At 66.3% G+C, this 17,280-nt stretch carries 18 protein-coding genes; 6 read left to right on the top strand and 12 right to left on the bottom strand.

Annotation, left to right across the window (positions count from 1 at the left end; translation table 11 throughout):
- Window positions 1-67: 67 nt before the first annotated feature.
- Window positions 68-391 carry a hypothetical protein gene (locus J7355_RS14785; RefSeq protein WP_209064030.1) on the bottom strand — a complete coding sequence of 108 codons (324 nt, stop codon included), beginning with the start codon at window positions 389-391 and terminating at the stop codon, window positions 68-70.
- A gap of 102 nt (window positions 392-493) precedes the next feature.
- On the opposite strand from J7355_RS14785, the gene J7355_RS14780 reads away from it, so the two are divergent.
- Both J7355_RS14780 and J7355_RS14775 read left to right on the top strand, forming a co-directional pair.
- Entirely contained in the window at window positions 494-817 is a 324-nt protein-coding gene (locus tag J7355_RS14780; RefSeq protein WP_209064028.1) for a DUF2007 domain-containing protein, read from the top strand.
- Window positions 778-1,263 (top strand): tRNA (cytidine(34)-2'-O)-methyltransferase, encoded by a 486-nt coding sequence (locus J7355_RS14775; protein WP_348523043.1) that lies wholly within the window; start codon window positions 778-780, stop codon window positions 1,261-1,263. Before J7355_RS14780 ends, J7355_RS14775 begins: the two co-directional genes overlap by 40 nt.
- A 12-nt stretch (window positions 1,264-1,275) precedes the next feature.
- On the opposite strand, the gene J7355_RS14770 is transcribed toward J7355_RS14775, so the two are convergent.
- The 5 genes from J7355_RS14770 to J7355_RS14750 form a co-directional block, all read right to left on the bottom strand.
- Window positions 1,276-1,965 carry an HAD family phosphatase gene (locus tag J7355_RS14770; protein WP_209064026.1) on the bottom strand — a complete coding sequence of 230 codons (690 nt, stop codon included), beginning with the start codon at window positions 1,963-1,965 and terminating at the stop codon, window positions 1,276-1,278.
- Window positions 1,965-2,585, bottom strand: a complete 621-nt coding sequence (locus tag J7355_RS14765) for a CDP-alcohol phosphatidyltransferase family protein (protein ID WP_209064024.1) — start codon at window positions 2,583-2,585, stop codon at window positions 1,965-1,967. The genes J7355_RS14770 and J7355_RS14765 overlap by 1 nt, the downstream gene beginning before the upstream one ends.
- 82 nt (window positions 2,586-2,667) lie before the next feature.
- Window positions 2,668-3,690, bottom strand: coding sequence for an NAD(P)H-dependent glycerol-3-phosphate dehydrogenase (locus J7355_RS14760; protein WP_247740016.1), 1,023 nt, complete (start codon window positions 3,688-3,690; stop codon window positions 2,668-2,670).
- Window positions 3,691-3,696: 6 nt separating this feature from the next.
- On the bottom strand, window positions 3,697-4,194 hold the full coding sequence (secB, locus tag J7355_RS14755) for a protein-export chaperone SecB (protein WP_209064022.1): 498 nt from the start codon (window positions 4,192-4,194) through the stop codon (window positions 3,697-3,699).
- A gap of 82 nt (window positions 4,195-4,276) precedes the next feature.
- Window positions 4,277-4,708: a rhodanese-like domain-containing protein gene (locus J7355_RS14750; protein ID WP_209064020.1), complete on the bottom strand. Its 432-nt coding sequence runs from the start codon at window positions 4,706-4,708 to the stop codon at window positions 4,277-4,279.
- Between the two features lie 135 nt (window positions 4,709-4,843).
- Between J7355_RS14750 and J7355_RS14745 the strand changes: the two genes are divergently transcribed.
- Window positions 4,844-6,004 (top strand): peptidoglycan DD-metalloendopeptidase family protein, encoded by a 1,161-nt coding sequence (locus J7355_RS14745; RefSeq protein WP_209064018.1) that lies wholly within the window; start codon window positions 4,844-4,846, stop codon window positions 6,002-6,004.
- Window positions 6,005-6,154: 150 nt separating this feature from the next.
- Entirely contained in the window at window positions 6,155-7,498 is a 1,344-nt protein-coding gene (locus tag J7355_RS14740; RefSeq protein ID WP_209064016.1) for a S41 family peptidase, read from the top strand.
- 21 nt (window positions 7,499-7,519) lie between these two features.
- Here the strand turns inward: J7355_RS14740 and J7355_RS14735 are convergent, their stop codons facing one another.
- From J7355_RS14735 to ubiE, 4 genes are read right to left on the bottom strand one after another with little or no spacing between them, the layout of a single operon-like run.
- Complete coding sequence (locus J7355_RS14735; RefSeq protein ID WP_209064013.1) at window positions 7,520-8,020, bottom strand: GNAT family N-acetyltransferase; 501 nt, start codon at window positions 8,018-8,020, stop codon at window positions 7,520-7,522.
- Window positions 8,017-9,636: a ubiquinone biosynthesis regulatory protein kinase UbiB gene (ubiB, locus tag J7355_RS14730; RefSeq protein ID WP_209064011.1), complete on the bottom strand. Its 1,620-nt coding sequence runs from the start codon at window positions 9,634-9,636 to the stop codon at window positions 8,017-8,019. The genes J7355_RS14735 and ubiB overlap by 4 nt, the downstream gene beginning before the upstream one ends.
- Complete coding sequence (locus J7355_RS14725) at window positions 9,636-10,259, bottom strand: SCP2 sterol-binding domain-containing protein (RefSeq protein ID WP_209064009.1); 624 nt, start codon at window positions 10,257-10,259, stop codon at window positions 9,636-9,638. Before J7355_RS14725 ends, ubiB begins: the two co-directional genes overlap by 1 nt.
- A gap of 20 nt (window positions 10,260-10,279) precedes the next feature.
- Entirely contained in the window at window positions 10,280-11,083 is an 804-nt protein-coding gene (gene ubiE, locus J7355_RS14720; protein WP_209064007.1) for a bifunctional demethylmenaquinone methyltransferase/2-methoxy-6-polyprenyl-1,4-benzoquinol methylase UbiE, read from the bottom strand.
- A gap of 142 nt (window positions 11,084-11,225) precedes the next feature.
- Here ubiE and J7355_RS14715 point away from each other — a divergent pair, with 142 nt between their 5' ends.
- Complete coding sequence (locus J7355_RS14715) at window positions 11,226-12,443, top strand: saccharopine dehydrogenase NADP-binding domain-containing protein (protein WP_209064005.1); 1,218 nt, start codon at window positions 11,226-11,228, stop codon at window positions 12,441-12,443.
- 7 nt (window positions 12,444-12,450) lie between these two features.
- Here the strand turns inward: J7355_RS14715 and J7355_RS14710 are convergent, their stop codons facing one another.
- Window positions 12,451-13,869: a hypothetical protein gene (locus J7355_RS14710; protein ID WP_209064004.1), complete on the bottom strand. Its 1,419-nt coding sequence runs from the start codon at window positions 13,867-13,869 to the stop codon at window positions 12,451-12,453.
- A 59-nt stretch (window positions 13,870-13,928) separates the two neighbouring features.
- The gene (locus J7355_RS14705) at window positions 13,929-14,312 is read right to left on the bottom strand and encodes a hypothetical protein (RefSeq protein ID WP_209064003.1); all 384 of its coding nucleotides are present in this window, start codon (window positions 14,310-14,312) and stop codon (window positions 13,929-13,931) included.
- Window positions 14,313-14,480: 168 nt separating this feature from the next.
- On the opposite strand from J7355_RS14705, the gene J7355_RS14700 reads away from it, so the two are divergent.
- Window positions 14,481-17,243 carry a hypothetical protein gene (locus J7355_RS14700; protein WP_209064002.1) on the top strand — a complete coding sequence of 921 codons (2,763 nt, stop codon included), beginning with the start codon at window positions 14,481-14,483 and terminating at the stop codon, window positions 17,241-17,243.
- Window positions 17,244-17,280 lie beyond the last annotated feature (37 nt).

Here is a 17,280-nt window from a genome sequence, read left to right as displayed (position 1 = left end):
CGCACAAAAAAGCCGGGCCCTGTGCCCGGCTTTTTTCATGCCGCAAAAACGGCTGCGATGCTGGCGATCAGCGCGCCGGGCTGCTCGCCTGGAAGTTGCCGAGCGGACGAACGAAAGTATATTTGCCCGGCTCGACCACCAGCCGATTGCCGGCGTCGCTCGCGTTCATGCCCAGCAGCGAGAACGGCAGCGACACCACGAACAGACCGGCGCCGAGCGCGGTCGCCGCGAGGCTCACCGGACGCACGAGTACCATGTCGACACCCATCGCCGCTGCAGACGGCGTCCCGGCCGAGGCATAATCATCGATGGCCGACGCAGGGCCGGCCAGCCCGAGCCCCAGCGCGGCCACGAGAACGATAAGCGCGCGGCGCGCGGAGAATACGGTCATGATTCAAACCCCCTTTGACTACGTGCAAGTCACATTAGCAAAGCGCTCCGGCAAGTCAATTACAGACGCACTACCGGCGTGCGCGGGCCGACAAACGGCGCCATGAGCGGTCGGGAAGTCTATCTCGCCGCCGATCCGGTGAATGCCGAGATCGCCAAGGATCTGCTCGCCAGCCACGGCATCGAGGCCCATGTGCGCAACCAGTATCTCTGGGGTGGCATGGGCGATCTGCCCGCCAACGTCTTCCCGAGCGTCTGGGTCGACGAGGCCCGCGACTACGACGCTGCCCGCCGCCTGGTGCTCGAACTCGAACGCGGCCCGATTCGCGCCGGTCGCCCCTGGCAATGCCCGGCATGTGGCGAATATCTGGATGCCCAGTTCGAGCAATGCTGGAACTGCCAGACACCGAAACCGGCCGACGCCTGATGCATATCGTCCTGCATCAGCCCGAAATTCCACCCAATACCGGCAACGCCATAAGACTGTGCGCCAACATCGGCGCCACCCTGCACCTGATCCACCCGCTGGGTTTTTCCATCGACGACAGACATATGCGTCGCGCCGGGCTCGACTATCGCGAACGCGCGGTGATTCACGAATGGGACGACTACGACGCCTGGCGCGCTGCCCATCCGCAGGCGCGCGTATTTGCCGCCACCAAACGCGGCACCACGCGCTATGACAGGATCGCCTATCGAACGGACGACGCCCTGCTGTTCGGCTGCGAAACGCGCGGCCTGCCCGCCCCCCTGATCGCCCAGGCCGATGCGGCGATCTATCTGCCCATGCGTGCCGGCAACCGCAGCATGAACCTGTCGAACAGCGTAGCGGTAGCGGCTTTCGAGGTCTGGCGCCAGGCCGATTTCGCCTAGCATTAGCGGCGGCTAGCGGCTCAGATCCTGGTGATCGTGAGTGCCCGGTGCGGTCATGCGATCGAGCAGCACTTCCCAGCCGGCGCCGTCGGCGGCCTCGGAGAGCCGCTTGTCCGGCTGAACGGCCACCGCCTCCTCGACCGCGCGAAACAGATGCGCGTCGGTAATCGAATCACCAAAGGCAACCGCGCGATCCAGCGACAGCCCCGTCTCGCGCGCCAGCGCCCGGGCGGCATCGATCTTGGTCGGACCGTAGGGATGACGCAGCGGCGGCGCGCCGGTATAGACGTTGCCGCGCGTTGCACACAGCGATGCGTGGCTGTGCGTCACGTCCAGCGATTCGGCCAGCGCGTCGGCGATGAACTGCGGCGTGCCGGAAAGCAACGCGACCCGGTCGCCGGCTGCCTGATGCGCCCGCAGGCGCTCGAGCGCGGGGGTATAAAGCGCGTACGACAATCGCGTCGCGACGAAATCGCGCGCGAGCGCGGCAATCTCGGCCTTGGTATGGCCGCTCAGGTAGGCCTTGTTCTTCTGCATGACGTGCCGGCCATAGCGCGGAAAATAACGCAGGCAGAACCAGGCGAACGCCAGCAGTTGCCGCATGCCGAGCGCGCCCTGATCCCATAGGTAGCGCGCAAACCGCGCCTCGGAGCTGGCGCCCGGCACCAGCGTGCCGTCGATATCGAACAGCACCAGGCGCATCAGGCCTTGCCCACCTGCGCACCCGGGCGCGCGTTGGCACAGAATTCGATGATCACCGGCAGGCCGCGGGCGATACAGATCGCCGCCGATGCCCAGGCCAGCGCCAGGCCGATACCGTTGAGCAGCGGTCCCCAGGCGGTCCAGAACTCGGGCGCGAGGAACGGCGCCGGCTGCCAGGCCAGGATCCAGGCGAAGGTCACGGCCTTGAGGACCGCGTAGAACCCGCGCATGAAACGCCCCGCGACCAGAAAACGGCCGATGGGCGACTGCATCATGTCGAAGGCGGCGGTGCCGGACTGCGCGCCCTTGCTGCGGATCGCGTCTACGAGATTACCGCGGATGATGAACAGCAGCGGGATCCAGACGCCGATGAAGCCCAGATGCGCCAGCACCACCCAGAGCACGGTCTCGACGATCCGATCGATGGCGATATCGAACGTCGCGCCGAACAGCGACTCTTCACCGAAACGGCGCGCGACCCAACCGTCAACGCCGTCGAGGGCGATGATCAGGATCGTCAGCGGCGCATTGACGAGCTGCAGCGCGGGCGCACCGGAGTAGACGATGCCCAGCAGCACGAAAAGCAGCAGAAAACGGCCGAAAGTTACCCAGTTCGCCATGGCCCGGAAGTCTTTTGTGTGGTTCTTGGTGCGGTCTAGAACATGCAGCGGCGTGGATTACACCAGCGCCGACTGTCATATTTTAGTCTTTTTCGGCCCGGAACGGGCGATCCGTCAATTTACGCACGGCATCGCGAGGCGCGACACCCTCGTGCAGCACCCGGAATGCCTGGGTGGCGATCGGCATTTCCACGCCGAGTTGTTCGGCGATGCGATGCACCTCCCGGGCCACGCGCACGCCCTCGACCACCTGCTGGATCTCGCGCTGCGCCTGTTCGACGTCGTGCCCGGCCGCCAGCGCCAGGCCCATGCGGCGGTTGCGTGACTGATCGTCGGTGCAGGTCAGCAGCAGATCGCCGAGGCCGGCCATGCCGGTGAAGGTGGTGCGTTCGCCGCCGAGCTTCTCGCCCAGGCGCATCATCTCGGACAGGCCGCGGGTGATGAGCAGGGCCCGCGCGTTGGCGCCGTAGCCCAGCCCGTCGGAAATGCCCACCGCGATGGCAAGCACGTTCTTGACCGCGCCGCCCACGCCCACGCCGACCACGTCGGTCGTGGTGTAGACACGAAAAACGCCGTCGTGAAAGGCGCCGGCCATGTCGCGGGCGAAATCGGCGTCGGCCGCGGCAATGGTGACGGCCGTGGGCATGCCCTGGCCGACTTCGCCGGCAAAGCTCGGACCCGAGAGCACAGCCGTGCGGCGTTGCGACCCGAGCACCTGCTCGGCCACCTGGTGGGGCAGCAGGGCCGACTGGGGCTCCAGGCCCTTGGTCGCCCAGATTACGCGCTGAGCATCCCCGAGCAACGGTGCCAGCCGCTCGAGGGTTTCGCGCAACGCATGGCTGGGTACCACCACGAGCACGTCGTCGGCAGCGGCGACAGCCGCCGCCATGTCGGCTTCCGGAACGAGGGTGGCCGGAAAGGCGCAGCCGGGCAGATAGCGTTCGTTCTCGCCCGCCGCGGCCATGGCGCTTACCGCCGCGGCCTCGCGTGCCCAGAGCCGCACGTCATTGCCGTTGCGCGCCAGCTGAATCGCGAGGGCCGTGCCCCACGAGCCCGCGCCGAGCACGGCCATGCAGCGGTCGGCGTTGTCGTGCGGCGCCGTCATGGGCAATCAGTGCGTGGCACTGCCGACGTCGGTCGGCTGGCCGCCCTGATTCTGCTGATGCTGGGCATAGAGCAGATCGAAGTTGACCGGCTGCAGCAGAAAGTGCGGAAAACCCGCGCGCTGGACCATGTCGCCCACGCTCTCGCGAATGTAGGGAAACAGGATCGACGGGCAATAGGCCCCGAGCAGATGCCCGCGCGCCTTATCGTCGTCGAACCCCTCGATCTGGAACACGCCCGCCTGCTGCACCTCGACGATATAGGCCGTGCGCTCGCCCTGCTTGGCCGTGACCGTCACGGTGAGCGTGACCTGATGGGTCTCGCGGCTGAGGTTCTCGATGCGAGTGTTCAGGTCGACGTTGACGTCCGGCTTGTATTCCTCGGTGAACACACGCGGACCGTTCGGCACTTCGATGGACGCGTCGCGGATATAGATCTTCTGCAAGCCGACCTGGCGCTGGGGTTCGCCGTTGCCTGCTTCGCCCTGCCCGTTCTCTTCGGCCATGTTCGTCTCCTCGTTCGCCTGAATTGAAACTCGTCTCACCCGGCGCGACCCGAGCGGACAGACTTGCGATTCGCCGCGCCGACTACTTGCTGGTCACCGGCATGCCGTCGGCCTGCCAGGCGTTGATGCCGCCCTTGAGGGCATGCGCACGGCTATAGCCCAGCTTGCGCAGCTTGGCGGCCGCCTGCGGCGCGACATTGCCGATACCGCAATAGCAGATGATCACGCGGTCGGTGTTCTTGCTGATTTCCTTGGCGCGCTCCTCGATACCCGCCATGGGCACGTGCTTGGCATTGAGGATATGGCTTTTCTTGAAGTCGGAGGCCGAACGCGTATCGACCACCACCGCATCCTCGGTGTTCATCAGCCGCACGGCCTCGTTGGCCGGAATCGGGTTCTGGCCCTTGACCGCGCGCAACGCCTCGTTGACCGCCAGCGCGATCAGCGCAATCACCAGCGCGCCCCAGAGGAACGGATGATTGACGACGAATTCCTGAATCTGCTCCATGTTCATGGCGTGTACGGTCCAAATCAGCCCCGATCGGGGCCGGTGAATTCACGATCGAGAGATGCGCAGGCCGCGCGTCGGCCGCGATTATTGCATACAGGGCGCGGCGCTCGCCCGCCGACGTGGCTTACACTTGGCGCCATGCGGTTCGTTCTGTTCGCCGGCCTTTGCCTGCTCGCCCTCGCTGTGGCCCGCCCCGTGCTGGGCCAGGACGACGACGCGCGCTCGCAGCGCGCCGCCGCCGAGCTGGACGCGCTGCGCGACCGGATCGACACCGTGCGTCAGCAGATCGCGGCCGACAAGACACAGCGCAGCGAACTGTCCACCCGCCTGTCGCAGACCGAAGCCGAGATCAGCTCCGCCGCCAAGCGCCTGCGCTCTCTCGACGACAAGATCGCCGAGGCGCGCGAGCGGGTCGCCCAGCTCACCCGGCGCCGGGATACCGAGCGCGATCGCCTCGCCGACCAGCTCAGCGGCCTGCGCGATCAGGTCCGCGCTGCCCACGCCAGCGGCCAGATGGACAAGATGCGCCTGCTGCTCTCGGGCGAGTCGCCGGAAAAGCTCGGCCGCATGCTGGTGTATTACGAATACTTCGCCAATGCCCGCACCGCGCAGGTGACGTCGCTGCGCGACGCGCTCGCCGATCTGGCAATCCGCCAGAATGCGCTCTCCAACGAGCAGGCCGAACTCACCCGCCAGCGCAGCGCTCGCGCCGACACCCTGGACAGCCTCAAGGCGAGCCAGGCCCAGCGCAAACAGGCGGTTGCCGCGCTCGACCGCCAGCTTTCGAACAAGCAGGCCAGCCTCGAAGAAATGAAGGCGGACGAGCAGCGCCTGCAGCGGCTCATGGGCCGGCTGCAGAACGAGCTATCGAGCCTGCCCCCGGCCACCCCGGGCGACGACACGCCCTTTGGCCAGCTCAAGGGCCGCATGCAGCCGCCGGTCAGCGGCCAGGTGCTCGCCCGTTTCGGCACCGCCAAGGCGGGCGGGCCGCTCAAGTGGCAGGGTCAGTGGCTGGCCGCCGATGCCGGCGCGCCGGTGCGCGCGGTCGCTGGCGGGCGCGTCGTTTACGTGGGCTACATGCACCGCTACGGGCTGATCGTGGTGCTCGACCACGGCGACAACTACTACACGCTCTACGGCCACGCCGAGAGCACCTATGTCGAGGTCGGCGACCGCGTCGAGCGCGGTCAGGCCGTGGCCAAGGCCGGGCACAGCGGCGGCCATACGCGCGACGGCACCTATTTCGAGCTGCGCCGCGGCCGTACGCCGATCAATCCGGCCAGCTGGCTGTCCGGCTAGAACCGGCAAAATTGCCTGCGATCCCGGCGGGAAACGGCACGCGTTATGCTATCTTTTGACTGCATTATTCGCGTATCGGATACGTTCAAGCATTAGCGCGCGAGTTGCGCGTACCGGGCCGGTGGGACGGCCCCAGGGGAGTCAGGATTCATGCGACCGAAAACCCGCAGCTCGCTGCTGATTGCGCTGGGCGTGGTCATTGGTGTGATCGTGAGCATCGGCCAGGGGGTCTGGGCCGAACGCAGCGACAACAATGGTGACGACGACGGTGACATTGCCGCCCACGGTCTGCCGCTCGAAGAGCTGCGCACCTTCGTCGAGATCCTGAACCGCGTGAAGCAGGGCTATGTCGAGGATGTCTCCGACCAGGCGCTGCTCGAAAACTCGATCCGCGGCATGCTCGACGGCCTCGATCCGCATTCGGCGTATCTGAACGCCGAAGAGTTCAAGGAAATCTCGATCTCCACCTCCGGCAAGTTCGGCGGCTTGGGTATCGAGGTGCAGATGCAGAATGGCTTCGTGCGCGTGGTGGCCCCCATCGACGACACGCCCGCAAGCAAGGCCGGCATTCAGGCCGGCGACCTGATCATCCGTATCGACGATACCGCCGTGAAGGGCATGACGCTCATGGACGCGGTCAAGGCGATGCGCGGCGAAGCAGGCAGCGAGACGACGCTGACCATCCTGCGCGAAGAGCGCGACGATCCGTTCAAGGTCACCCTCGAACGCGCGGTGATCCGCGTACAGAGCGTGAAGTCGCGCATGCTGGACGATGGCTACGGCTATGTGCGCATCACCCAGTTCTCCAGCCAGACCGGCGACAGCCTGCAGCGCGAGATCAAGAACCTGGAAGACGAGGCCAACGGGCCGCTGCGCGGCATCGTGCTCGATCTGCGCAACAACCCGGGCGGCGTGCTTAGCGCCGCGGTCGACGTGGCCGATACCTTCATCAACAACGGCGATATCGTCTCCATCCGCGGACGCGCGCCCAACACCGACCAGCAGTTCGACGCCACGCCCGGCGACATGCTCGACGGCGCGCCGATCGTGGTGCTGGTCAACGAAGGCTCGGCTTCGGCGTCCGAGATTGTCGCCGGCGCCCTGCAGGACGACAGCCGCGCGGTGATCATGGGCACGCGCACCTTCGGCAAGGGTTCGGTACAGACCATCGTGCCGTTGCAGAACGGCGCCGCGCTCAAGCTGACCACCGCCCGCTACTACACGCCCAGCGGGCGCTCGATACAGGCCGAGGGGATCGAACCGGATGTCGGCATCCAGAACGTCAACGTCACCGCCGCCGAAAGCAGTGGCGTGACGCCGTTCTCGGAAGCCGATCTCGCCGGCGCACTCGCCAACGACACGCTCGACGAAGACGCGATCGTCGCGCCGCCCAAGACGAAGAGCGAGGGCGGCGGCCTGGCCGAGTCCGACTATCCGCTCTATGAAGCGCTCAACCTGCTCAAGGGCCTGCATATCCTGCGCTCACGCGACTAGCGCGGGCCGTGGCGGCCTGGATCAGCCTTGCCGGCACTGGCCACCGGCCGGCCAGCGCATCTCGATGTGCATCCGGGTCTCGCCCGTCACTTCGAAACCGTGGCGCTCGTAGAAAGCGCGGGCACGCGGATTGCTGCGAAACACCTTGAGCGTCACTGCGCGCCGCTGCCGTTCGGCCGTCGATTGCAGGTAACGGATCAGCACCGCGCCGACGCCCTGCCCGCGCGCGTTCGGGCGCAGCACGATGTTGGCCAGGTGTAGCGCGCCCTCGCGTGCCTGGATCTGGATATAGCCGACGCCCACGCCATGGCGCATCACCACCAGCGGCGGCAACGCGGCGAACAAGTTGCCGAAATCGCGGCGCTGCCAGTCCTCGTCCCAGGACCACAGCTGCTCGATGTAGGCGCGATACGCCTCCACGTGCCAGCGATAGAGGATCGGCCGGTCGAGCGCATCCGCCACCCGTAGCGACAACGTCTCGTCCACCGCTCCGGCGACCAGCGCCGGCTCGGGCGCGTTCACGCCCGCGAGGCGCGCACCCAGCAGCCGAAGCCGGCCAGGCCGCCGACCACGCCGAGCCAGACCGGCACCGGCGGATAGATCACCAGCAACACGGCCGAAACCACCAGCCCGGTGCCCACGACCGTCCAGCGCATGGCCCGGCGCGCACTGCGCAGCTCGGCGGTGATATCGGTGAGCGCGCGTTCCAGCTCGCGGGCGGCCGGGTTGGTGCCTTCATCGAGCCGCTTCATCAGCGTGGGCACCATGCGCGGCAGGCTGTCCATGATCTGCGGCAGCTGCGTCTTCAGCCGCTCGCCCGCCACCTTCGGGCTGGCGCGGTGGTGCATCCATTCCTCGAGCACCGGCTTGGCGGTCGCCCAGAGATCGAGCTGCGGGTAGAGATCGCGGCCCAGGCCCTCGACGTTGAGCACGGTCTTCTGGAGCAGCACCAGCTGCGGCTGGACCTGATAGCGATAGCGGCGCGCGATCTTGAACAGCCGCACCAGAAACAGGCCGAAAGAGATCTCGGCCAGCGGCTTGTTCATGATCGGCTCGGAGACGGTGCGGATCGCGCCCTCAAACTCCTCGATGCTGGTATCCGCCGGCATCCAGCCGGATTCGACGTGCAGCTCGGCGATCTTGCGGTAGTCCTGGTTGAAAAACGCCAGGAAGTTCTCGGCCAGATAGCGCTGATCGTCAACCGTCAGCGAGCCGACGATGCCGAAATCTAGCCCGACATAGCGGGGCCGGTGCGGCATGTCGGTCTGCACGAAGATGTTGCCGGGGTGCATGTCGGCATGGAAGAAGTTGTCGCGAAAGACCTGTTTGAAGAAGATCTCCACGCCCCGCTCGGCCAGCGCCTTGAAGTCCACGCCGGCCGCCTTGAGCGTGTCCACGTCGTCGATGGGCACGCCCTGCATGTGCTCCATCACCAGCACGGTTTCGGTGCTGTAGTCGAAATGGATCTCGGGATGCACGATCAGGTCCGAGCCGGCCCAGTTGCGCCCCAGCTGACTGGCGTTGGCGCCCTCGCGCATCAGGTCCAGTTCGTCGGTGATGATGCGGTCGTATTCGGCCACGATCTCGACCGGCCGCAGGCGCTTGGCCTCCGGGTGAAAGCGCGCGGCCAGGCCGGCCAGCCGGTAGAGCACGGCCACATCACGGCCGATGCGCTCGTGGACGTCGGGCCGCAACACCTTCACCACGACCTCACGGCCGGTGGCTTCGCCTTCGCGGGCATGCAGGCGAGCGGCGTGGACCTGGGCGATCGAGGCGGCCGCCATCGGCTCGGTCTCGAAGTGTTCGAAGAAACGATCCAGCGAATGGCCGTAGGCCGCCTCGATCAAGCGACGCGCCTCGGCGCCCTCGAACGGCGGCACCTCGTCCTGCAGCTTGGACAGCTCCTCGGCCATGCCCTCCGGCAACAGGTCGCGGCGGGTCGACAGGGTCTGGCCGAACTTCACGAACACTGGCCCGAGTTCTTCCAGCGCCAGGCGCAGCCGTACGTTCAAAGGCTTTTCGAAATCGCGCGGCTTGCCCAGCAGCCAGGTCGGCGCGGCATCGCCCATGATCTCGCCGAGACCGTAGCGACGCGCCGTGCGCAGGATTTCCAGCATGCGGCGGCTGCGATCGAACATCAGCGGCCTCCCTCGAGGCGGCGCAGGCGGGCGGCGAGCCGCTCGGCATCGTCGCGCAGGGTTTCCACCTCGGCCGCGAATTTCTCGTGCTCCCAGGCGCCGATCACGTCGCGGGTCTCCTCGCGCAGGTATTCGGCGGTCTGTCCGGGCAGCTCGCTCGCCGCACGCGAGAACAATGCCCGCGCCTGCTTGAGGCCCTTGCCGATGAAATACGCCGGCACCGGGCCAAGGCGGGCATCGATGAAATCGGTGAGATCAAAATCCACGCTGGCGAACAGGTCGGCAAAACGCTGGGCCACACCGACATCGCCCTCGATCCGCAGGCCACCGCCGGTGATGCCTTCGCGCCCACCGGAAAACAGAATGCGCCCGAACGCACTGGCCGTGCCGGTCAGGCAGACATCCGCTTCTGTTTCCGGGGTACCGCGCAGCTGCATGCCGTGGCTTTCGGCGATGAACACCAGCCGCAGCCCGAGATCGGAAAAGCGCAGTTCCAGCGCGCGACCGGCCAGGTCTTCACAGAGCGCGAGCGCACGCGGATCGCTGCCCAGATAACGGTTGAGCGCGATCTCGGCGGCGCCGAGCGCCGGCGTCGGCAGGCTGCGCAACGACGAATCGGTCATGGCGACTCCCTGAGAATGCGCTACGGCGCGTAGCCGCGATGAACCGCGACGATGCCGCCAGTGAGGTTGTGATAGCCACAACGCACCAGCCCGGCCGTCTGCATCATCGACTTCAGCGTCTCCTGGTCGGGATGCATGCGGATCGATTCCGCCAGATAGCGGTAGGACGCTTCGTCCTTGGCGACATTCTTGCCCAGCCAGGGCAGAACCGAGAACGAATAGATATCGTAGAGCTTGTCCAGCCCCGGCACGGCGGGCTTGGAGAACTCGAGCACGATGGCCCGGCCACCGGGGCGCGTGACCCGGTTCATCTCGGCCAGCGCGGCCGGCTTGTCGGTCACGTTGCGCAGACCGAAACCGATGGACACGCAGTCGAAGCTGTTGTCGGCGAACGGCAGTTTCTCGGCGTTGGCCAGACAGTAATCGACATTTCCGACCACGCCGCGATCCATCATCCGCTCGCGGCCGTTGGCGAGCATCGCGCCGTTGATGTCCGACAGCAGCACGCGCCCGGTCGGGCCGACCCGGCGCGCGAAACCCGCAGCCAGATCGCCGGTGCCGCCGGCCAGATCCAGCACCCGTTCGCCTTCACGCACGGCCGCCAATTCCAGGGTGAAGTGCTTCCACGCCCGATGAATGCCCATGGACATAAGGTCGTTCATCAGGTCGTAGTTGTCGGCCACCGAGTCGAAGACCGCGCCCACGCGACGCTGCTTGTCACCGCGGGCGACGCGTTCGTAACCGAAATCGATGGTGTTGTCGTCGCCGGGCGGCGTTTCGGCGCGCGGCGTGCCGCGGCCGGAGGAATCGTCTTGCGGGACCATGGCGGACCTGAGATTGAGGCTGCGGCAAGCTTACGCGAGGCACGGCAGGCGGCCAAGCAAGACCGGCCCCCATGCGCTCGCCGCCGGGTAATCTGCGTTGTCTAGTAGATTGTCGGGCAAATCCCTATCGGCATATCCCAGCATGGACAAACCCGCTTTCGACATCGTGGTCTTTGGTGCAACGAGTTTCGTCGGCCAACTCGTCTGCCGTTATATGGCCGAACGCTACGGCGACGATGGCGACGTGCGCTGGGCCATGGCCGGCCGCTCCAAGCAAAAGCTCAGCAAGGTGCGCAGCGAGATCGGCAATCCCGAAGTCGCGATGATCATCGCTGACGCCAACGACACCGATTCGCTCGAAGCCCTGTGCAAGCAGGCGCAGGTCGTGGTGTCCACGGTCGGCCCCTATGCTCTGTACGGCGAAGCGCTGGTCGCGACCTGCGTCGAAACGGGCACCGACTACTGCGATCTGACCGGCGAAGTGCACTGGATCGCGGACATGCTGGCGAAATACGAGGCCAAGGCGAAAGCCAGCGGCGCGCGCATCGTGCACTGCTGCGGCTTCGACTCCCTGCCCTCGGATCTGGGCGTGCATTTCCTGCAGAAGCAGGCCGCCGAGCGTTTCGGCGCCCCCTGCACGCGGGTGAAGATGCGCGTGAAGGCCATGCGCGGCACGTTCTCCGGCGGCACCGTGGCCAGCCTGGTGAACTTCGCCAAGCAAGTACGCAGCAATCCGGCACTACGCAAGCAGCTGGCCAACCCTTACTCGATCTGCCCCGAAGGCTATCGCCCGGAAGTACGCCAGCCCAATCCCAAGGGCGCGTCCTTCGATGACGACGCCAACAGCTGGATCGCGCCGTTCATCATGGCCAGCACCAATACCCGTGTGGTCCAGCGCAGCAACGCCCTGTCGGGCCAGGCCTACGGCGCCGACTTCAAGTACGACGAGGCGATGATGACCGGCCGCGGCACCCGTGGCCGTCTCAATGCCTATGGCCTGACCGCCGGACTCGGCGGTTTTCTGATGGGGGTCGCGCTCAAGCCGACCCGCGCGCTGCTCCAGCGCTTCGTGCTGCCCGAACCCGGTGAAGGCCCAAGCCCGAGCGCGCAGGAGAAAGGCTTTTACGATATCCGTTTGTTCGGCACCACCGCGGCCGGCGACAAGCTCACGGCCAAGGTGCTGGGCGATCGCGATCCGGGCTACGGCTCGACCTCGAAGATGCTGTCGGAGGCCGCGATCTGCCTGGCCACGCGCGGCGAGACGGAAGGCGGCTTCTGGACACCGGCCACGCTCATGGGCGATGCCCTGATCGAGCGCCTGCACGAACGCGCCGGCGTGACCTTCGAACTGCTCGACTGACGCGCGCTCAGCCGGCGATCGGCTGCGCGAGTATCCAGAGCCCGGCCGCCGTGAAAGCGAGCATCAGCGCGAGCATCGGCAGCTGGCTGCGCGCCGCGCGCCAGCGCCCGCCGAACACCTCGAGCGCGATGGCATGGCTGACATACACGCCCACGATATGCCCGAGCACGATCACGCCCACCTGGACATGCCAGACAGTAGTCGGCTCGGGCACGTTGGCGCGCTGCCACCAGTCGGCGGTGCCGAACAGGTTCCAGCCGTACCCGAACGGGTCGGAAGCCAGCGGCACGATCTTGAGCCCCTGGGTCTGGAGCAGCGTGTAGTAGTGGCTCACGTGGTAGGCCAGCGCGATCGGCAGCAGCGACGGCGCAAACCGCCGCGCCAGTTCGGCGGTCGAGCGCTCGCTGCGCGCCACCCATCGCATCGCGGCGACGAACAGCCAATAAACCACGAGGTAAGTCAGCGGCGACAGCACCAGCCATAGCGTGTTCCAGTACGCATAGAGCTTGAGCAGGACGGGAAACGCCGCGATCGGATTATTGCCGACCCAGCCGGACAGCACCGCCGGATACAGCTCGACCCAGAACAACCGCCGCCAGAGCTGGGTCTCGTGCAGGCCGTCGAACGCCGTTGACGAGAGCATGAACAGAATGAACAGCAACAGGCTGTTGTGCGCGATGGCCATATAACGCAGCCCGGCAAACGGCGCCCGCCAGGTCCACGAAACGCCTTGCCCGCGCGCGGCGACGACCCGGGGCGCCATGCGGCCGATCAGGCAGAAGAACACGCCGAACAGCTCGCCGTAGCGAAACCAGTCACGCGCACCGAACAGGCCCACGGCCACCATATTGATCGCGGTATAGGCCAGCAGCGCTACCGCGAGTGAAAACGGCCCCGTATCACCGAACAGTTCCAGCCAGACCAGCGCAACGTAGAACCCGAGCGCCGGCCAGTAGGCGAGCCGTTCGGGATAACGAAAACGGCCATCCGCGAACCCACGCCAGAGCCGTTCCAGGCCGTACACAAGCGCTCGCCAGGGATTGACGGGTCGATAGACATCGCCGACCAGCGCCACGAGATAGGTCAGCCCGAGCAGAAACACGATCCAGAACGCGGTCATGCTGAAATTCGCGTACGGCCCGGCGACACCGAACAGCCCGCTCGCAATGCACAGCCCGAGCAAAGACGTGCCGACGATCGCAGGCAGCCACGACAGGCGCGACCGACGGCTTGCTCGCGCGGGCTCATCGTCCGCCCGCGTTGCATTCGTTATCGATGACGGCTGCTTCGTATCGGCAGTCAGGAAAAACGCCATGACCAGAAAGGACAGCGCCAGCGCAGCGCAGGCGCCGTACAGATAGAGCCAGACCGGCACCGGCAGGCGATAGACCTGGCCAAAGGAATGCGCCAGCAGCGGCGCCGACATGACGAGCGTCGCGCTCGCGCACCCACGGGCAGCCCATGCCGGGCCGCGACGAACGCGCCTCACGCCGGCGCGACCTCGAGCGTGGTCAGCACCTGGTGCGTATCGTGCAGTTCGATCGTAAAACGCCCGGCGCGGTCGAGTTGCAGGCGCAGCGTGGCCGGCGTGCCGGCCGCCACGGGCAGCGTCCGGTCGTAGCCATGCACATGCAGTTCGTCGTCGCGGTCGGTCGTGACCTGCAGTTCGAGAACCCCGCCCTGGTCCATCGCGATCACCGCCGGGCCCTGCACGCGCTTGCCGTCGCGCAGCTCGAACGCCTCGCGGCGCGGCGTGTCGGACACCGCCGCCACGCCGGGTCGCGCCGGGCGCTCGGCCGGCGCGAACGCCCAGAAAAGCGCGGCCAGCACGGCTACACCCACGGCAATGAAGAACAGCCCGCGTCGCATCGCTGACCTCGCGGCAAGGGTCGAAAAGTATGTTTTTACCGTAGCTGGCCGCAGGCCGGCGCGCTAGATTTAGGCAGGGCCGCTTCGGCCCGGCGACGCAGCATCGCCCAGAGCCGCCATACAGACCGGTACGACAGAAACCGGCAGCACATCGACGGGGAGAACGCCATGCGATTCCAGATCGTATTCATGCCATTGCTGATCAGCCTGGCATTGCTGCTCGGCGGCTGTCCGTCGGACAACGACGACGTGGCACTGCGCTCTGGCAACGCGAGCGAAAACGACAGTGGATCGGACGCCGGATCGGGCGCTGGTGACGATAGCGATGACAGCAAGGGCGAGGAAGACCCCGACGACGACGATCCGGAAGCCGTCGGCGATATAGTCGAGCGCAACCGTTATGCGTTCAACAATCAATGCTTTGCCATCCGCGCGAACGACACCGGCCGATTTCTCGTACGCACGGCGGACGGCGGCTACCAGAGCAGCGCCGACAGCGCCGAAAACGGCGAGGCTTTCTTCATGAAACCCGCGGCGCTGGGCGCGTATCTGCTGTTCGACAGCGAAAGCCGCCTGCTCGCCGCCGGCGCGCCGGCAAACACCAATACGCTCGAGACACCCAGCGACGACAACATCTGGACCGTGACCGGCGTGGGCGATTCCACCGCCTACCCCGAGACGCCCGAAGTCTGGACCGAGCCCACAGTCGACTATCTCGACGGCTACCGCAGCTTCGACGACCCGGAAACCGCGTTCGACGCCTTCACGCTCGGCGCGGCCACGCCGGCGCAGAACCTGGCGGTGGATGCCCAGGGTGTGCTGACCACGGCCGAGGCCAACGACGCGGCCGCCGCCCAGCAGTTCGCCTTCGCCCGCCGCGCGAACAGCGACTGCGCGGAGTTTCCGGAGGCCCAGTCGAACACCGTCGGCGAAACGTTCAAGGGCACGACCGCCGACGGTCGCGTGCTCGGCATGGCGGATGTGCACGTGCATATCAGCGCGACCGAGTTTCTCGGCGGCGCCGAGTGGGGCGCGCCGTTCAGCCGCTTCGGTGTGACCCAGGCGCTCGGCGACGGCGTTGAACGCCATGGTCCGAACGGCACGGCAGACGTGCTGGGCGCGTTCTATGTCGGCGATTTCGACGGCCACGACACCGCCGGCTGGCCGACCTTTCCGGACTGGCCGTCGGCCGAATCATTCACCCACGAAGCGATCTACTGGAAATGGATGGAACGCGCCTGGCAGGCCGGGCTGCGTATCGCCGTCAATGACCTGGTAGAAAACCAGACCCTGTGCGAACTGCTGCGCAACCTCAACGGCGCGAACCCGCTGCGCAACTGCAATTCCATGATCAGCGCCCGGCGCCAGATCGGCACCATGTACGCAATGCAGGACTACATCGACGCCCAGTACGGCGGCCGCGGCGAGGGCTGGTTCCGGATCGTGCTCGACCCGGCCCAGGCCCGCGACGTGATCGAGGACGGCAAACTCGCAGTCGTGCTCGGCATCGAGATATCCAACCTGTTCGACTGCAAGCTCACCTACAGCCAGCTGCGCACCCAGGAGCCGTTCGAGGAAACCGGCGAAGGCGCGCTGGAGAACAGCTACGACTGCGCCATGACCGAAACCGGCGCCGACAACGAAGTACTCACCCAATTGACCGCGCTGCACGCGCTTGGCGTGCGCCAGATCATCACCATCCACGAGTTCGACAACGCCTTCGGCGGCAACGGGCTGTTCAACGACCTCCTGCTCAACGTCGGCAACCGCGAGAACAGCGGCGGCATTCCCTCGGGGGATCTCTCCCGGATCACGCAGTTCATCAACAGCGGCGCGATCAATCAGCTGCAGGACCCCACCAGCAACGATCAGGAAGGCCTGATAACCCTGCAGCCCTTCGGCGACCTCATGCTGGGGGACTATCTACAGGGCCTGCTGTCCGACGAACCCGAGCTGCCGACGGGCGAGTTCTGGACCACCTACGACTGCCCGAACGACACCAACACGGAAGACTTCGAGGGCTATCTGTTCAGCGATCACGGCGGCGTCATGCTGCAGAGCATCCCCGGCCTCGGCCCGCTCGCGAGCTTTACCGGCCAGGGCGGGCGTCCGGGCGGCATCGCGCCGCTCTACCCCGAACGCTATCAATGCAACGCCCGCTGGCTGACGCCGATCGGCATGTACACCTTCGAAAAGATCATGGAATCCGGGATGATCTTCGATTTCGACCACATGGAGCTGGAGATGAAGAACCAGCTTCTGGAAATGGCGGAAGCGCAGACGCCGGTCTACCCGCTCGTGTCCACGCACGGCACGTTCGGCGGCATCACCAACGACCAGGCCGCCCGGGTGCTGCGGGGCGGCGGCTTCATCTACCCCAGCCTGGACAACGGGCCGGATCTGCTGTCGAAGATGGAAGAACTGCGGCTGATCTACGACGAGGTCACCGCCGACATGCCCGCCAGCGAACGTCCGCTCTACGGCTTCGGTTTCGGCACCGACACCAACGGGCTGTCCAAACAGGCTGCGCCGCGCGCGACCATCGAATCCGGCAAGGCAGTTCGCTACCCCTATACCTTGTTCGACGGCGCCGTGTTCGACGACATCGACGACTTCGACAACATTCCGGGCGTGGTCTTCGAACAGCCGCGAACGCGCGCACCCGACGGCCGTGGCCGTACCTGGTCGCTCGACATAGACGGCAGCGCCCACTACGGCATGCTCAGCGGCATGGTCGAGGAAGTACGCCAGGAAGGAAACGCCGAGCAGGTGCGTAACCTGTTCGACTCGGCCGAGCATTTCCTGCGCACCTGGGAGCGTACGCTCGAGTCGAGCGCCGCGATCCGCGAGAACGGGTTCAACCGGCCATCCGGCGTACTGCGCGCGGCGCCGAAACCGGATCTGCCGATCGGCCAGCTACCCTTGCAATAGACCTCGGGCACGCGTTTCGCCTGCACGTTTCCGATCG

It is taken from the genome of Endozoicomonas sp. G2_2 (assembly GCF_017744135.1).
In the GTDB taxonomy this organism is placed as follows: domain Bacteria; phylum Pseudomonadota; class Gammaproteobacteria; order Nevskiales; family Salinisphaeraceae; genus Salinisphaera.
The sequence above is the reverse complement of the archived record's forward strand: the minus strand, read 5'-3'. Positions and strand labels throughout refer to the sequence as shown.

Excerpts from the sequence above, each read along its gene's own strand:
- ubiB (WP_209064011.1), bottom strand. The coding sequence starts at position 9,636 with ATGTTCGATCGCAGCCGCCGCATGCTGGAAATCCTGCGCACGGCGCGT.
- J7355_RS14785 (WP_209064030.1), bottom strand. The coding sequence starts at position 391 with ATGACCGTATTCTCCGCGCGCCGCGCGCTTATCGTTCTCGTGGCCGCG.
- J7355_RS14705 (WP_209064003.1), bottom strand. The coding sequence starts at position 14,312 with ATGCGACGCGGGCTGTTCTTCATTGCCGTGGGTGTAGCCGTGCTGGCC.
- J7355_RS14740 (WP_209064016.1), top strand. The coding sequence starts at position 6,155 with ATGCGACCGAAAACCCGCAGCTCGCTGCTGATTGCGCTGGGCGTGGTC.
- J7355_RS14750 (WP_209064020.1), bottom strand. The coding sequence starts at position 4,708 with ATGAACATGGAGCAGATTCAGGAATTCGTCGTCAATCATCCGTTCCTC.
- secB (WP_209064022.1), bottom strand. The coding sequence starts at position 4,194 with ATGGCCGAAGAGAACGGGCAGGGCGAAGCAGGCAACGGCGAACCCCAG.
- J7355_RS14745 (WP_209064018.1), top strand. The coding sequence starts at position 4,844 with ATGCGGTTCGTTCTGTTCGCCGGCCTTTGCCTGCTCGCCCTCGCTGTG.
- J7355_RS14765 (WP_209064024.1), bottom strand. The coding sequence starts at position 2,585 with ATGGCGAACTGGGTAACTTTCGGCCGTTTTCTGCTGCTTTTCGTGCTG.
- J7355_RS14710 (WP_209064004.1), bottom strand. The coding sequence starts at position 13,869 with ATGTCGGCGCCGCTGCTGGCGCATTCCTTTGGCCAGGTCTATCGCCTG.
- J7355_RS14715 (WP_209064005.1), top strand. The coding sequence starts at position 11,226 with ATGGACAAACCCGCTTTCGACATCGTGGTCTTTGGTGCAACGAGTTTC.
- J7355_RS14770 (WP_209064026.1), bottom strand. The coding sequence starts at position 1,965 with ATGCGCCTGGTGCTGTTCGATATCGACGGCACGCTGGTGCCGGGCGCC.
- J7355_RS14775 (WP_348523043.1), top strand. The coding sequence starts at position 778 with ATGCTGGAACTGCCAGACACCGAAACCGGCCGACGCCTGATGCATATC.
- J7355_RS14700 (WP_209064002.1), top strand. The coding sequence starts at position 14,481 with ATGCGATTCCAGATCGTATTCATGCCATTGCTGATCAGCCTGGCATTG.
- ubiE (WP_209064007.1), bottom strand. The coding sequence starts at position 11,083 with ATGGTCCCGCAAGACGATTCCTCCGGCCGCGGCACGCCGCGCGCCGAA.
- J7355_RS14725 (WP_209064009.1), bottom strand. The coding sequence starts at position 10,259 with ATGACCGATTCGTCGTTGCGCAGCCTGCCGACGCCGGCGCTCGGCGCC.
- J7355_RS14780 (WP_209064028.1), top strand. The coding sequence starts at position 494 with ATGAGCGGTCGGGAAGTCTATCTCGCCGCCGATCCGGTGAATGCCGAG.
- J7355_RS14760 (WP_247740016.1), bottom strand. The coding sequence starts at position 3,690 with ATGACGGCGCCGCACGACAACGCCGACCGCTGCATGGCCGTGCTCGGC.